Annotated in this window: 12 protein-coding genes and 1 tRNA gene; 5 read left to right on the top strand and 8 right to left on the bottom strand. The window is 66.4% G+C overall.

What is annotated here, in order from left to right; all coding sequences use genetic code 11:
* From mrdA to acnA, 8 genes are all read right to left on the bottom strand, one after another.
* Positions 1-2,034: a penicillin-binding protein 2 gene (gene mrdA / locus HMPREF1316_RS06805; protein WP_021726135.1), complete on the bottom strand. Its 2,034-nt coding sequence runs from the start codon at positions 2,032-2,034 to the stop codon at positions 1-3.
* 6 nt (positions 2,035-2,040) lie between these two features.
* Positions 2,041-2,598, bottom strand: a complete 558-nt coding sequence (mreD, locus tag HMPREF1316_RS06800; RefSeq protein WP_021726158.1) for a rod shape-determining protein MreD — start codon at positions 2,596-2,598, stop codon at positions 2,041-2,043.
* A gap of 11 nt (positions 2,599-2,609) precedes the next feature.
* Positions 2,610-3,623 carry a rod shape-determining protein MreC gene (gene mreC, locus HMPREF1316_RS06795; protein ID WP_021726206.1) on the bottom strand — a complete coding sequence of 338 codons (1,014 nt, stop codon included), beginning with the start codon at positions 3,621-3,623 and terminating at the stop codon, positions 2,610-2,612.
* An 11-nt stretch (positions 3,624-3,634) separates the two neighbouring features.
* Positions 3,635-4,681, bottom strand: coding sequence for a rod shape-determining protein (gene mreB / locus HMPREF1316_RS06790; RefSeq protein WP_021726092.1), 1,047 nt, complete (start codon positions 4,679-4,681; stop codon positions 3,635-3,637).
* A gap of 47 nt (positions 4,682-4,728) precedes the next feature.
* A complete protein-coding gene (locus tag HMPREF1316_RS06785) occupies positions 4,729-6,132 on the bottom strand; it encodes a tetratricopeptide repeat protein (protein ID WP_021726013.1) in 1,404 nt (467 codons plus the stop codon).
* 33 nt (positions 6,133-6,165) lie between these two features.
* Positions 6,166-6,711, bottom strand: coding sequence for a peptidylprolyl isomerase (locus HMPREF1316_RS06780; protein ID WP_021726088.1), 546 nt, complete (start codon positions 6,709-6,711; stop codon positions 6,166-6,168).
* A gap of 105 nt (positions 6,712-6,816) precedes the next feature.
* Positions 6,817-7,863 carry a zinc ribbon domain-containing protein gene (locus HMPREF1316_RS06775; RefSeq protein WP_021726150.1) on the bottom strand — a complete coding sequence of 349 codons (1,047 nt, stop codon included), beginning with the start codon at positions 7,861-7,863 and terminating at the stop codon, positions 6,817-6,819.
* A gap of 22 nt (positions 7,864-7,885) precedes the next feature.
* Positions 7,886-10,576, bottom strand: a complete 2,691-nt coding sequence (gene acnA, locus HMPREF1316_RS06770; protein ID WP_021726207.1) for an aconitate hydratase AcnA — start codon at positions 10,574-10,576, stop codon at positions 7,886-7,888.
* Between the two features lie 115 nt (positions 10,577-10,691).
* Between acnA and HMPREF1316_RS06765 the strand changes: the two genes are divergently transcribed.
* The 5 genes from HMPREF1316_RS06765 to aroA all read left to right on the top strand — a co-directional run bounded on the left by HMPREF1316_RS06765 (position 10,692) and on the right by aroA (position 15,149).
* Positions 10,692-10,768: transfer RNA gene (locus HMPREF1316_RS06765), tRNA-Arg, on the top strand.
* Between the two features lie 81 nt (positions 10,769-10,849).
* Positions 10,850-11,872: a 3-deoxy-7-phosphoheptulonate synthase gene (aroF, locus tag HMPREF1316_RS06760; protein ID WP_021726063.1), complete on the top strand. Its 1,023-nt coding sequence runs from the start codon at positions 10,850-10,852 to the stop codon at positions 11,870-11,872.
* Positions 11,873-11,875: 3 nt separating this feature from the next.
* Entirely contained in the window at positions 11,876-12,760 is an 885-nt protein-coding gene (locus HMPREF1316_RS06755; protein WP_021726098.1) for a prephenate dehydrogenase, read from the top strand.
* The gene (gene aroB, locus HMPREF1316_RS06750; RefSeq protein ID WP_021726058.1) at positions 12,757-13,851 is read left to right on the top strand and encodes a 3-dehydroquinate synthase; all 1,095 of its coding nucleotides are present in this window, start codon (positions 12,757-12,759) and stop codon (positions 13,849-13,851) included. The genes HMPREF1316_RS06755 and aroB overlap by 4 nt, the downstream gene beginning before the upstream one ends.
* Positions 13,848-15,149 carry a 3-phosphoshikimate 1-carboxyvinyltransferase gene (gene aroA / locus HMPREF1316_RS06745; RefSeq protein WP_021726257.1) on the top strand — a complete coding sequence of 434 codons (1,302 nt, stop codon included), beginning with the start codon at positions 13,848-13,850 and terminating at the stop codon, positions 15,147-15,149. The genes aroB and aroA overlap by 4 nt, the downstream gene beginning before the upstream one ends.
* Positions 15,150-15,151: the final 2 nt, after the last annotated feature.

Here is a 15,151-nt window from a genome sequence, read left to right as displayed (position 1 = left end):
CTACCTCACCCCACTCGAGTCGACGGCCGTCGAGGTGTCGGGCTCACCGTATATGGTACCAAGAACGTCACGCACCACATAGAGCGCACCGTCGCTGCCATAGCCACTGTGCTCGATGGTGGCAGCGACGACATACTGGGGGTTGTCGATGGGGCAGTACGCCACAAACCATCCCGTGGGCGTGCCATTGGTCACCTCGGCCGTACCCGTCTTGCCCGCAACCTGCACCGAGAGGTTCGTGAAGTGCGACGCCTGCGCCTCGGACTCATCGTAGATGACGCCCTTGAGGCCGGCATGCACGAGGTCGATATACGTCTTGTCGACATCTATCTGGTAGTTGACCTGATTCCTGTACGCAATGACGCTCCCCGACCCCACGTCGGAACGCACGGACTTGAGCAGGTGGGGCTTCCAGACGATGCCACTCAAAGAGAGCCCCGCATAGACGCAGGCCATCTGGAGCGGCGTCACGAGCAGGTCACCCTGGCCGATGGCGAGGTTCGTGTCATCGCCACCCTGCCAGGCGCGGGCGTCCGCGGATGACGAGGAGAAGTACTCCTCCTTCCATTCGGGCGTGGGCACGCGCCCGTAGCCCTCGTTGGGAAGGTCTATGCCCTCACGCGAGCCCAGCCCCCACTGCCTCAGGGTGTCCTGCAGTGCCTCCGGGTCGTCCGAGTAGTAGAACCCCTTGCCGATCTCGTAGAAGACGACGTCGCAGGAGTAGGTGATGCCCGTCTGCACATTGACGGCGCCATGCCCGGTCTTCTTCCAGCAGTACTGGCCATAGCCACTGCCAAAGCCCGTCCAATACCCCGTGCAGTAATAGGATGACTCAGGCGTGGCGATGCCGTTCTTGAGGGCTGCCAGCGCCGTGAGGGGCTTGATGGTCGATGCCGAGGGATACTGGCCGGAGATGGCACGATTGAGCAGTGGGTTGTTCGCCGCATCCGAGGAGAGCGCATCCCAGTCATCCGCCGAGATGCCACCCACGAAGATGTTTGGGGAGTACGTGGGGTAGCTTGCCATGGCAAGCACCTCGCCCGTGGTGACGTCCATCGCGATGCAGCTGCCGCCGTTGCAGTCGGAGTGCTGGGCGCGCAGCTTGGAGATCCGGTCCGACAGCGCCTTCTCGGCCGCGGCCTGGATGTCTGCGTCGATGGTGAGCGTCACGTCGGAGCCCGCGCGTGGGTCGACCGCAGAGGCATAGCTGAGGACGGTGCCGTCGGCATCCACATAGACGTTCTGCTCGCCCTTGACACCCTGGAGCACGCTCTCATACTCATACTCGACGCCCGCCTGGCCGACGGTGTCCCCCATCTCGTACGCTATGGAACCATCGTCTGATGAGCCCATGGCCTTCACCTGGTCGGACGTGATGGCGCCCGTATAGCCGAGCACATGCGCCGCAAGGCTGCCCCTGGGATAGAGCCGCTGCGTGCGTTGCACGACCTCCACGTCGGGAAACACGTGCGGATGGGCCTCGATGTAGGCAACGACGCGACGTGAGACGTCCTGTGCCACCGTGCGCATGCTCTGCGCACCACCCGTCGCGTCCTGGATGTTGCGGCGTACGGCCGTGGGGGGCATGCCAATGAGGTTGGCCAAAAGGGTGACGGTCATGTCGTTGTCAGCCACGTCGGACTTGGCGACGACGCAGAGGCTGGCGCGGTTGGTGACCAGCTCCTTGCCATTGCGATCGAGGATGCGGCCGCGCGGTGCCGTGACCGAGATGGTGCGCGTACGGTTCCTCTCGGCCTGTGCGCTGTACTCGTCCTGGGAGACAAGCTGCATGGACCACAGGCGTGCCAGCAGGATCGCGAGAATGGAGCCAGAGAAGACGTGCAGCCCCGACAGACGTGACTTGAAGCCCGACTCGCTGGAGGTGTCGGAGCCGCCCGACGCCGTGGGAACACCGCCGCCGATGTCCAGCTTGAAGTGCTCGTCTGAGCGGCGCCCCAGGAGGAGGAAGGCCGCGATGAGCGCCACGAGGAGAACCACGAGCACGATTATGACGATGACGATGGGACTCACCATGCGCCCCTAGAGCCTACCCAGACTGTACCTGCCCGAATGGCGCGTATGCCGGGCACCAAGGGGGCCATGGTGGGAGGGGCCACGCGAAAAGAGGTACGCGAACGGTATGAAGGCGATGCACGTCAGGAAAAAGGTGGGCAGGCTGCGGTACACGAACATGTCAACCACGGAGGCAGCCTGGCCCACGAGGAGCATGGCGAGGTTGTAGGCGAGGCTCACGGCGGCGCACACGATCACAAAGAGGATGATGGCGGCGGAGGTGTCGTCCTGCAGGCGGTTGCGGCTCTCCATCCCCATCAGGAACGCGGCGATGGTGAGCAGCAGCGCCATGAGGCCGATCGGACCTGTCGTGCAGAGGTCGAAGACGAGGCCGGCCACAAAGCCGAGCGCCACGCCAAAGCGGCCACCAACGGTGAGCGAGACGATGGCGCAGTAGATGAACGCGAAGTTGATGTGCCCGTTGGCGACGGAGAGGTAGGGCGCAAATCCCACCTGCAGCACAAGACACACGATGGCGAGGATGAGGCCATCGTGTCGATGCTTGTTAGAGTCATTGACCTGCACGCTGCCCTCCCCTACTGTCCCGACGTGCGCTTGGGGCCCGAGGCGGCATCCGTCCCCGACGCACCCGGGGACGCGGGGGAATCGCTGCCGGACGAGTCGCCACCCACGACGGCCGCATCCTGGGAGTCGGCCTCGGCGATGTCTTGCGAGCTGGCCTCCTGCTCCTCGGTGAGCGACGTGATGACGAGAACCTCCTCGAAGTTCTCCGTCGACGAGGCCGGGGTGACCTCGATGTCATAGTAGAGCGCGCCATCGGAACGGTTGACGCTCGCGACCTTGCCAAGGGGCAGCCCCTTGGGGAACACCCCACCCAGCCCGCTCGTGACGATCGTGTCCCCCACATTGACCGTTTGATCGGTGGAGATGAGCGTGAGGTGCAGCGTGCCATCGGTGGACCCCTTGAGCATGCCCTGGGCGCGTGAGGATTGCACCATGGCCGAGACGTCCGAGTTCTCGTCCGTGACGAGGCGTACCGTCGAGGAGGCCGCATCGCATTCGATGATCTGGCCGATGGCACCACCCGCGTCGGTGACGGGCATGCCCACGGCCAGGCCCGAGCTCGTCCCCCTGTCAATGACGACCGTGCGCGTCCAGGAGTCCGTGGACGCAGAGATGATGCGAGCGGCCTGGCTCTGAAGGTTGTACGCGTTCTTGAGCTCGAGGAGCTGCTGCAGGCGCGTGGCTGCCTGTGCCTCCTCCTCGAGCTCGGCATTCCTGCTCGCGAGCCTCTCGTTCTCTGCCCTGAGGTCGGAAAGCGACTCCTGGTTCGCGGTCAGGTTGGAGAACACGTTGCCGAGGCCCTGAAAGGGAAGGGACGCGACGGAGCCCACGATGCGAATGGGCGTCGTGACCGTCATGAAGGCACCGCGGACGGTGGTGAGGGCACCCGAGCCGTCCTCGCGCACGCTCATCGTGAACATGACGAGGGACACGATGACAAGCATGATGAACAGCCTGCCACCTGATCCCGAATCGCGCCTTTTGATCCCTGGTGCCTCGTCACGCCCAGAGCCAAAGAAAGCCATGGTCGCTCCCGTTACAGGTTGGCGCTCTGGACGAAGCCGCCAGACAGTGCATTGGCCTCGAGGACCTTGGCACATCCGTTGACGACGTTCTCGAGCGCGGTGGGGCTCACGTTGACGGGGACGCCCGTCTCGTCTCGCAGGCGCTGGTCGAGCCCGCGCAGGAGCCCTCCGCCGCCCGTGAGGAGCACGCCATAGTACATGAGGTCGCTTGCCAGGTCGGGTGGCGTCACGTCGAGGGCGTCCTTGACAGCCTTCGTGACCTCATCGAGAGGCCTGTCGAGCGCGCGGCGAATCTCCTCGGACTCGATACGCACCGTCTTGGGCATGCCCGTAAGCACGTCGCGACCGTTGACCTCAACGTCCAGCTCCTCGGCAAGGGGCGCCGCCGAGCCAACCTTGATCTTGATGTCCTCGGCCGTCCGCTCGCCGATGGAGAGGTTGTACGCGTCACGGACGTGCTCGAGGATCGTCTGGTCGAACTCGTCCCCCGCAGTGCGGATGGACTGTGAGACCACGATGCCGCCCATGGCGATGACGGCCACCTCGGTGGTGCCACCGCCGATGTCTACGACCATGGAGCCCGTGGGGTCCTCGATGGGCAGGTCGGCACCGATGGCGGCGGCCATGGGCTCCTCGATGAGGTAGGCCTGGCGGGCGCCTGCCGAGATGGTGGCCTCGAACACGGCACGCTTCTCCACGGACGTGACGCCCGAGGGCACGCAGACAACGACGCGCGGGCGCGGTGACCACGGATAGCGACGTACGCCGCGCGCCTTCTCGATGAAGTAGCGAAGCATGACCTCGGTGACGTCGAAGTCGGCGATGACGCCGTCCTTGAGGGGCCGTTCGGCGATGATGGAGCCAGGCGTGCGGCCGATCATGCGCTTCGCATCCGCGCCAACGGCGAGCACGCGATCCGCGCTTTGGTCGATGGCGACCACGGAGGGCTCGTTGAGCACGATGCCCTGGCCACGGGCGGCCACCAGCGTGTTGGCCGTACCGAGGTCGATTGCCAGATCGCCGTCATACTCGCCAAAGAGGGAATCGAGAATCGACATGTCTCACATTTCCAATCACGGGCCGGGGTGCCCCGGGCTCCAGGATCCTAGTCGTTGCCGTTGCCAGAGCCGCCGTCGTCGGATGTGCCATTCGACGATATGGTACCAGCCTGAGCGCCGCCCTGCGCAGACGGCGCGTCCGAAATGCTGGGCGAATCAGAGCCCTGCGACGCATACACGGTGGAGATGTCGGATATCTTCCAGCCGATGCCATCACGCTTGAGCTCGACCTTGTACTGCTGCTCGCCACCGGCAGGCAGCTTGACGCTCACGATCATGGTGGAGGACTGCATGGACTGGTCCTGGCCCTTGATCTCGACACTCGACCCTGAGGTGGGCAGAAGCCGCCTCATCTGCTCGCGGTCATCGCTCGAGACGCTCGAGGCGACGTACTGCGAGACGTCGCCGCCATTCGCGGTGGTCTGGAAGAAGCCCTGGACGACGCTCTCTTGGGTGGGCCAGCCATACCCACGGTAGTAGGCGTAGCCCGCACCGGCGGCGGCGAGCACCAGCAGGATGAGGATGACCAGGAACACCCTGAGGCCACGATGGCCGTGCTTGCGCCTGGCCTTGCGCTCCCTCTTGGCCTGGGCGACGATGTCCTCCTCGCTGATGGAGAAGAAGCCCGTGTCCTCGGGTGAGGGCATGACCTCGCCCGTCTTGCCCGTGGGGTCGAGCGGGTCGATGGCGTTGGCGCCTGCGTAGCCGGCGGCCGCCAGGAAGGCGTCGGTCTCGGATGGGTCTCCCCCATCGGCGGCATCGACGGACTTGCGCGCGGCCTCATAGGCGGCCTGCGCCTCGGGCCTCAGCGTGAAGCCCGGCGTCGCGAGGGCATGGCCAAACGAATCGACGGCCTCGCTCATGCGGTTGGCGGCCACGTATGCCAAGCCCAGATCGGCATAGATGGCGGACTTCTCGTCGCTCGCCGCCACGAAGTCGAGGGCGGTGCGATAGGCCTCGACGGCATCGACCGCACGCCCCAGTGACAGGAAGCAGCCACCCAGGTCTTGGAGGGCGCGCGAGGGATTGGGGTTGGCCTCGTCGATGGCGGCGCTCCTGAAGGCGACCGCCGCATCGCGGATGTTGCCCAGGGCCCGGTTGGCGTTGCCCAGGGCCGTGTAGGCCTTGTAGGGCGTCCTATAGGACTCGTCCTTGGTGGCCACTACGAGGGCCGCGACGGCCTCCTGGGGCCTGCCCGCGGCCAGAAGCGCGCGGCCCCTGTTGCAGGAGAGGGCACCCTTGTGACCATAGGAGGCGTCATGCAGCGCATCGGCATAGTCGCGGGCGGCATCGTCAAAGCGGTTGAGCCGCATCATGCAGTTGCCCAGCATGTGATCGATGGCACCGGAGACCTCGCCGGGGTCCTTGGCCTCCGCGAGGAGCTGCGCGGCCGAAAGGATGTCCCCCTGCTGATAGGCTGCCTTGCCTGCCTCGAATTTCTCTTGATTCACGATCAAAACCTCCCGTATGGGTGTTCCTGGGCGCTAGGCCTGCTCGATGCGCACGGACTCGATGACGTCGCCCGCACGGAGCCGGGAGATGACGTCGAGGCCAGCGATGGTCTGTCCGAAGACGGTGTAGCCTAAGTCCAGCGCGTGCTGGGGCCCCAGGCAGAAGTAGAACTGCGAACCCGCGGAGTCAGGGTCCTGGGAGCGCGCCATGGCAAGCGCCCCGTCATCGTGGCTGTTGCGGGGGTTGGTGGAGAACTCCTGCCGTATGGAGTAGCCAGGGCCACCCGTGCCGGGCATCCCATCGGGGCCGGGCCGGCCAGCCGCCACATCCTCGCACGACATCGCGCGCGTGGTGGGACAGCCTCCCTGGATGACAAAGCCCGGTACGTAGCGATGGAACTTGAGCCCATCGTAGAAGCCCGCGGACGCAAGCTCACAGAAGTTTGCCACATGGATGGGCGCGCCCTCGGCGTCGAGCCGAGCACGGATCTCGCCCTTCGAGGTCCTGAAGACGGCGACCTCGGCACCCGTGGGCGTATAGCTGGGTGTATGGAGCGCGTTGTTCCCACAGAGACCCATAGGCCCTCCCCTCATGAGCATGCGACGTTTCTGGGTGCATTCATCCGATTCATTCTATCAGCAGCGATATTATTTCACACATTCGGCAGACCCACCAGGGCCCACCTACTTCTCTTGGGGCTTCCATCCGTCGTAGTGCTCGTCGAACTGCCTCTTGTACGAGTCGCCGTCGCGCAGATAGCCATCGATCTCCTGCGCATGGGAGGAAGGATTCGCCATCTGCATGGCCTTCTTCCAGGCGCTGTTCAGCACATCGGTGCGGTTGCGGAGCCAATTGGCAAGGGTCTTCATGTTATCGAGGTCGTCGGCGTAGGTCCCCGACGTGACATCGATGTCCGAGAGGCTCGATATGAGGTTGCTCACGTCGAGGGAGAGCTGGTAGGCCTCGTTTCGGGCATTCGTGCGCTCGTCTGAGTCTGCGGTGGCCGCAAGCGTCCGGTAGCTCTGCTCGTCCGCATCGGCACGCTCCTCGAGATCCTTGAGCCGACCATACACATCGCTGAGCTTCCTGTAGGTGGTGGCATCGCCACTCTCCACCTCGCCGGCATCCGTGGAACCACCATCCTGGCCCTTGAGCTCCGTCACGATGCCGGGAAAGCCCGCCATGGAGGTGTCCGCCTCTGACTTGGCGCGGGAGTCGGAGGCGTTGGGGTCCCAGGGGTGCGTGAGGAAGAGCACGCCGCCACCCACGAAGAGCAGCGCTGCCGCTAGGGCCACCACCAGGGTGCGCACGCGCAGCGCACCGGCACGCTGCAGCCCGTCGTTGCCCGAGACGGGCTCGGCCGGCAGGGCGCTCACGATGCGCGGCACGAAGGCGGTGTCCTCACTCTCAAAGCGCTCGTCAGCAACGTCCTCGTCGGGTTGAGGGGCGTCGGTGTCGTCCGCGGGCGCCTCGTCGGCGTCGGTACCTTCCCCCTCGCCGCTCACGATCTTGAGGCGCGACACGTCAGACGCGCGAGCATGCTTGGGACGCGCGACAGGCATGCCACAGTGCGGGCACACGTCCTCGCCGTCGGGGACCAGGGAGCCACAGCTGGGACACCAGGTGCCCTGAGGGGGCACCACAGATGCGATCCGCCCCATGTCGGCGTGGCAGGCAGGGCAGCGCACGGCATCGTCCGGGACGCTTGTACCGCAGTTGGGGCAGATCACACGTGACTCCTCTCTCCCTGCGCTACGCCGGACACGCACCCGTCATGCGCTCAAGGATATAGGGAAGGATACCCCCAAACGCCAGGAACCTGCCCTCGGTGGGCGTGTCCACGCGCACGATGCAGCCGAAGCGCGTCATCTTCCCGTCCCCCGCCGTGGCTGTCACCTGACAGACGGGGTGCCTGGGAAGCCCCTCGGTGAGGTCGACCTCCTCGATGTCGTAGCGCTCCCGCCCCGTGAGTCCCAGCGAGCGTGTGGAGTCACCATCCATGAACTGCAGGGGAAGCACGCCCATCTGCACGAGGTTGGAGCGATGGATGCGCTCGAAGCTCTCCGCGATGACGGCGCGCACCCCCAGCAGCAGCGGGCCCTTGGCTGCCCAGTCACGGCTCGAGCCAGATCCATACATCCTGCCCGCCACCACGATGGCGTCCACGCCACGCTCCCGGTAGTGCTCCGCGGCCGCGAAGATCGTGGCCGCCTCTCCCGTGAGCAGATCCTCGGTCCACCAGCCCCGGACGCCTCCCGCCAGGGCGTTCTCCAGGCGCACGTTGGCAAAGGTGCCCCTCGTCATGACCTCGTGGTTGCCCCGCCTGGAGCCATAGGTGTTGAAGTCCCCCTCGGCGACGCCGTGGGCACGCAGGTAGTCCGCCGCCGGTGCCGTGGGAGAGATGGCGCCGGCGGGAGAGATGTGGTCGGTCGTGACGAAGTCCCCCAGGAAGGCGAGGGTGCGGGCGCCCGAAGCCCCCCGCATGGGCTCGTGCCGGGCAATCTCGAAGTAGGGGGCACGACGGACGTAGGTGGAGGCGGGGTCCCACGAGAACGTGTCGCCCTCTGCGACCTTGAGCTCCCTCCAGGCGGGGGAGCCCTCGAAGAGCCCACGCGCACCCTCCTCGAAGAGCTCGGTCGTAAGCACGCCCGCAAGCGCGGCGCTCACCTCGTCGTTCGTGGGCATGAGGTCGTCGAGCATGACCTCCTCGCCCTGGGCGCCTCTGCCCACCGGCGTGTGCGAGAGGTCGACGTCGAGGGTGCCGACGAGCGCATAGGCCACCACGAGCGCAGGGGCGGCAAGGTAGTTCTGCGCCACGTCGGGCGAGATCCTCCCGTCGAAGTTGCGATTGCCCGAGAGGATGCTTGTGAGCTCCATGTCCCCGGCCCGCTCACTGAGACCCACGGCGATCCCGCCCGAGTTGCCGATGCAGCTCATGCATCCGAACCCGCAGGTATAGAACCCAAGCTCGAAGAGGTGGCGGGCGAGGCCCGTGCGCTCGAGCAGAAGCTCGGTGGCATGGCTGCCCGGCGCCAGGATGCGCTTGACCCATGGCTTGGCGGAAAGCCCGTGCTCGCGGGCCTTCTTGGCCAGCAGTCCCGCGGCGACCATCATCGCCGGGTCGGTCGCCGTCGTACAGCTCGTGATGGCGGCAATGGCAAGGGTGCCCCGATGGAGCTGATGGGTCTCCCCCGCCATGGTGATCTCGAAGGTCTCGTCGAAGTCGCCCAGGCCGTGCGCCTCTGCCGTATGTCGCACGGCATCTTGCAGCGTTGCGGGCGTCACATGGTTGTGGGGTCGCGACGGGCCAGCCAGCGAGGTCCCCACGGTGGCGAGGTCGAGCGTGAGCGTGCGGGCGTAGCGACGCTCCCCGCCCGCGCCAAAGACGCCCTCCGCCTCGAAGTAGGCACGAACGAGATCGACCTGATCGTGAGCGCGCCCTGTCAGGCGCAGGTAATCGAGGACGTTCTCGTCCACGGGGAACAGCGTGGTGGTGCAGCCATACTCAGGTGTCATGTTGGCGACGCAGGCGCGCTGCGTGGGCGTGAGCGACGAGACGCCGGGCCCTGTGACCTCAACGAGGTTGCCAACCACCTGGGCGTCACGCAGCAGCTTGGCGACCGTGAGGGCGACATCCATGCCCGAGACGCCGTCATGGAGCGCGCCCGTGAGCCTCAGCTCCACGACGGCGGGAACCAGCAGGGAGATGGGCTGGCCGAGCGACGCCGCCTCCGCCTCGATGCCGCCCACGCCCCAGCCCAGCACGCCCAGGCCATTGGCCGTCGTCGTGTGGGAGTCGGTGCCCACGAGCGTGTCAAAGCAGGCCATGGACCGCTCGGAAAGGGCGTCCGTCGTGACGACCTCACTGAAGCGCTCTATGTTGAGCTGGTGGCAGATGCCTCCCCCGGGCGGCACGATGCGCACGTTGCCAAACGAGCGGCTCGCCCATTTGAGGAAGGCGAAGCGCTCGGCGTTGCGCTCGGCCTCACGTGCCTCGTTCTCGCGCCTGGCATCGGAACGTCCCGCGCAATCGGCGGTCACGGAGTGGTCCACGACGAGCGTGCAGGGTATGCGTGGGTTCACCGTCCTGGGGTCTCCCCCCCGCTCGACCATGGCGTCGCGCATGGCCGCGAAGTCCACGAACACGGGCACGCCGGTAAAGTCCTGGAAGAGCACGCGGGCAGGCATGAACTCGATCTCGTCGCCCTGCTCGCCGGAGAGGCCGGCGGACACGATGGCATGGACGAGCTCTCGTGCGCGCTCGTCGCTCTCGGCCCGGCGGATGCAGTTCTCCAGGAGCACCACAAGCGCCCGTGGCAGAAGGCCCACGCCCGGAATCCCGCTCACGTCATAGAACGACACGGTCCGTGAGCCGACCCGCATGTCCTTGGGCATGCGGGCGGCTCGGACTGCGACGTCAAACTCATTCTGGCCCAGCTTCATAGCGCGTCTCCCCCTCCTGGCGACATCCGCACCGACATGTTTCAGGCTAGCTTGTTTTCGAGATTATCCCGCATCGTCGAGACGCCGCGGCACATTCGCTATAATTGGCAACAATGGCCCCATAGCTCAGTGGATGAGAGCGTTCGCCTCCGGAGCGAAAGGTCGTGGGTTCGAATCCCCCTGGGGTCACCAGCACCTGGCCGGCCGATGCCTTCGGGCACCGGCCTTCTTACTATCTACCTGGGCATCCCGCCCAGCCAAGGAGCCTTTTGCATGATCACCATCGTCAAGGAGTCGGCAACGCCCGCACAACTCGAGCACTTCGTGAGCTGGACACAGGATCGCGGCTTCAGGACCAACGTCTCCCAGGGCGAGAACGAGACCATCGTGGGCATCATCGGTGACACGAGCAGGATCGATCCCCTCCTTCTGGAGCCCATGGGCATCGTGGAGGAGGTGCGCTGCGTCTCCGACCCCTTCAAGAAGGCGAACCGCACGTTCCACCCCGAGGACACCGCCATCGACTGCGGCCATGGCGTGCGCATCGGTGGCGGCAACTTCCACGTCATCGCCGATCCCCGCTGCGTCGAGGGCGAGAGCATCCACCGCATTGCCGAGGTGGCCAAGGCCGCGAGAGCCACGCTGCTCCGGGGCAGCCCCTATCGTTCGAGCACGAATCCCTACTCGTACCAGGGCATGGGTGCGGCAGGGCTCGGGCTGCTCGCGCGGGTGGGCCACGACGTGGGCATGCCCATCATGGACGAGGTCATGGACACACGCGACGTGGGGCTCTTCGTGGACAAGGGCATCGACGTCATGCAGATCGGCACGAGGAACGCCCAGGACTTCGCGCTCCTGCGGGAGGTGGGCAGGACACGGGTGCCCGTGCTCCCCAAGCGCGGAAGGTCCGAGACCATAGACGAGTTACTCATGGTGACGGAGCACGTGATGAGCGAGGGCAACTCCAGGGTCATGCTCTGCGAGCGAGGCATCCGCACCTTCGAGGCGCGCACCCGCTACACCTTTGACGTCAACGCCATCCCCACCCTCCATCGCCTCTCGCACCTCCCCGTCATCGCCGACCTCAACCACGCCGCCGGCTCCCGGCGCTACGCCGCGCCCGTCGCCCCTGCGGCGTGCGCCGCCGGGGCGGACGGCCTCATGGTCGAGGTGCACGACAACCCCAACGAGGCACGGTCGGGCGGGGCCACGGCGCTCACGCCCGAGGGGTTCGCCACGACCATGCGACGCGTCTCCCTCGTGAGGGATGCCGTCACGACCAGGCTGGAGGCATAGCGCATGGGTACGCGGGAGAGAGGGCACGTCGGAACGTTCGTGAGCGGCCGCGTGGGCATCGTGGGGCTGGGGCTTATGGGGGGTTCGTTCGCACGTGCCCTGCACCAGGGCGGCCGCGAGGTCTATGCCAGCAACCGCACGCGGGCCACGCTCGAGCTCGCCATGATCGACACCGTGGACGCGGAGCTCACCAATGACACCATTGGGACCTGCGAGCTCGTCATCCTCGCCGGCTATCCGCAGATGACCATCGACTGGATCGTTGGTCATCAGGACCTCGTGGCACCCAACGCCATCGTCATAGACACCGTGGGCGTCAAGCGCACCATCTGCTCCGCCTGCTTCAGGATCGCCCGGGGGCATGCCTGGCACTTCGTAGGCTGCCATCCCATGGCAGGCACGCAGTACTCCGGCTATGCCCACTCGCGCGCCAACATGTTCAAGGGTGCCCCCATGGTGATGGTGCCACCCGAGGACCTGGATGACCTTGCCCGCCTCGACCTCCTCGACCGTGTCGAGCGGCTGCTCGAGCCGTGCGGCTTCGGTCGCTTCACGGTGACGAGCGCCGAGCGGCACGACGAGGTCATCGCCTTCACCTCGCAGCTTGCCCATGTGGTCTCCAACGCCTACGTGAAGAGCCCCTCGGCCCGCGACCACAAGGGATTCTCGGCAGGGTCCTATCGCGACCTCACCCGCGTGGCGCGCCTCAACGCGCCCATGTGGCGAGAGCTCATGCTTGACGACGCCGACAACCTCTCGACGGAGATCGGCATGCTCATAGACAACCTCGCCGCCTACAGGCAGGCGCTCGATACGCACGATGGCGAGCGGCTCGAGGAGCTGCTCTCTGAGGGTGACCGCATCAAGAGGAAGATTGAGGGACGATGAGCGATACCAGGGTCATCCAAGTGGACACGCCGTCCAGGTCCTACGAGGTCCTCGTGGGCCAGGGCATCCTCGGCGAGGTGGGACCGCGCGCCGCCAGGCTCATCAGGGGTCGCAGGGCGCACGTCATCTCCGACTCCAACGTCGCCCCCCTCTATGCCGATGATATCACCGGCTCGCTGCGGAGGGCGGGCTTCACGACGGACGTGCAGGTCTTCGAGGCGGGCGAGGCCAGCAAGGACATCCATACCCTCTCCGCCCTTCTCGAGGGCCTCGCCGCTGCCGAGCTCACCCGCGATGACGTGGTCGTCGCCGTGGGCGGTGGCGTGACGGGCGACATCGCAGGCCTTGCCGCAGCCCTGTACCTGCGAGGGTGTGCCGTCATACAGGTGCCTACCTCGCTCTTGGCCATGGTCGACTCCTCGGTGGGTGGCAAGTGTGCCATCGACCTCGCAGCCGGGAAGAACCTCGCGGGAGCGTTCTTCCAGCCAACGCTCGTCATCGCCGACGTCGAGTGCCTGGATACGCTCACCCACGAGCAGCTCACCGATTCGTGCGGCGAGATGATCAAGCACGGGGTCATCCGTGACGCGACGCTGTTCAGGAAGCTCGCCGAGCAGCCCCTCAACGCCAACGGCGCCAGGCATGCCATGCGCGCGGCCCTCATCGCCCGCAACGTCGAGATCAAGCGCGACGTCGTCGACGCGGACGAGCGCGAGGGTGGCGTGCGGCAGATCCTCAACTTTGGACACACTATCGGCCACGCCATCGAGGCGGCAAGCGACTTCACCCTCGGGCACGGCTCGAGCGTGGCGGCAGGCATGTGCTGCATGGCGCGCGCCGCGGCTGCGTGCGGATGGTGCCCGCAGGACGTGGCGGACGACATCGAGCGTGTCGTGGATGCCTACGGGCTTCCCACGGACACCAGGCTCTCCCATGGACGCATCATGTCGCTCGTGCTGCACGACAAGAAGCGCCATGGGGACTCCTTCAACGTCGTGGTGCCGCGCGCCATCGGCGTGGTGGAGATCAGGACGGTCAGTGCCCAGGAGCTCGCCGACCTGGTTGGCCTTGGCTGCGGTGTGTCGCGATGAGGGTCACCATCGAGCCCTCCCCCCTCGCTGGGACGATAGGGGCTATCGCCTCGAAGTCCGTGGCGCATCGCCTGCTCGTGCTCGCCGCGCTCAGGGATAGGACGACCACGCTGCTCTGCCCCACCACATCAAGGGACATCGACGCCACGGCTACCTGCCTGTCGGCATTGGGCGCACGCGTCACGCGCACGCGCATCGGCTTTCGCGTGGTGCCGATTCCCCGAGACGGGGCGGGGCTGAGGATTCCCGAAGGGGCACGCCTCGACTGCGGCGAGTCCGGCTCCACGCTGCGCTTCATGCTCCCTGTGCTCTGCGCTCTCGGGGGCGGCAGCATCCAGGGACACGGCAGGCTGGCCAAGCGCCCGCTCTCGCCGCTATGGGAGGAGCTCTGCGCGCACCATGCCCGCCTCTCGGCACCGGGGTCGTTTCCCCTCACCGTCTCGGGCCCACTCACCGGTGGCACGTTCACGCTCCCCGGCACGGTCTCGTCGCAGTTTGTGACAGGTCTCCTGCTCGCCGCGTGCATACTCACCGAACGCGTGACGATACTCGTGGAGCGGCCCATCGAGTCGCTCTCCTACATCAGGCTCACGCTGGATGCCCTGGGCACCTTTGGCGTGGGCGTCACGGAGGCGGAGACGTCACGTGGTGGCAGGGACTACCTCTCGCTCACCATCGCCGCGGACGCGCGCCCCGCAGGTCCCGACGAGGTGCGGGTGGAGGGCGATTGGTCCTGTGCGGCCTCCTGGCTCTGCGCTGGCGCCCTCGGCCGTGGCATACGGGTCTCCGGGCTGGAGGGGCGCTCCCACCAGGGAGACCGCGCCATCCTCCTGACGCTGGCCTCGCTGGGCGCGCACGTGCGGCAGGAGGGCACGACGGCCGAGGCGCGCGGAGGCGCGCTCACGGGTCGCACCATCGACGCCGCCGACGTGCCCGACCTCGTACCGCCCCTCGCGGCGGTGGCATCCACGTGCACGGGGACCACACGCATCATCCATGCCGAGCGTCTGAGGCTCAAGGAGTCAGACCGCCTCGAGACCGTCTCGTCAGCCCTGAACGCGATGGGTGGCATGGTCTCCATCAATGGGGACGGCCTTGCCATCCACGGCGTCCCACGCCTCAGAGGGGGCATCGTGGATGCGGCCAATGACCATCGCATCGCCATGATGGCGGCCGTGGCCGGCGCCACCGCCACAGGCCCCACCACCATCCTGGGCGCAGAGTGCGTACGGAAATCCTACCCCGCCTTCTTCGATGACTTCAGACGCCTTGGCGGCACGGCGACGGAAAGTGAGTAGCA

It is taken from the genome of Olsenella profusa F0195 (assembly GCF_000468755.1).
In the GTDB taxonomy this organism is placed as follows: domain Bacteria; phylum Actinomycetota; class Coriobacteriia; order Coriobacteriales; family Atopobiaceae; genus Olsenella_F; species Olsenella_F profusa.
This window is presented reverse-complemented; position numbering and strand designations above follow the sequence as displayed.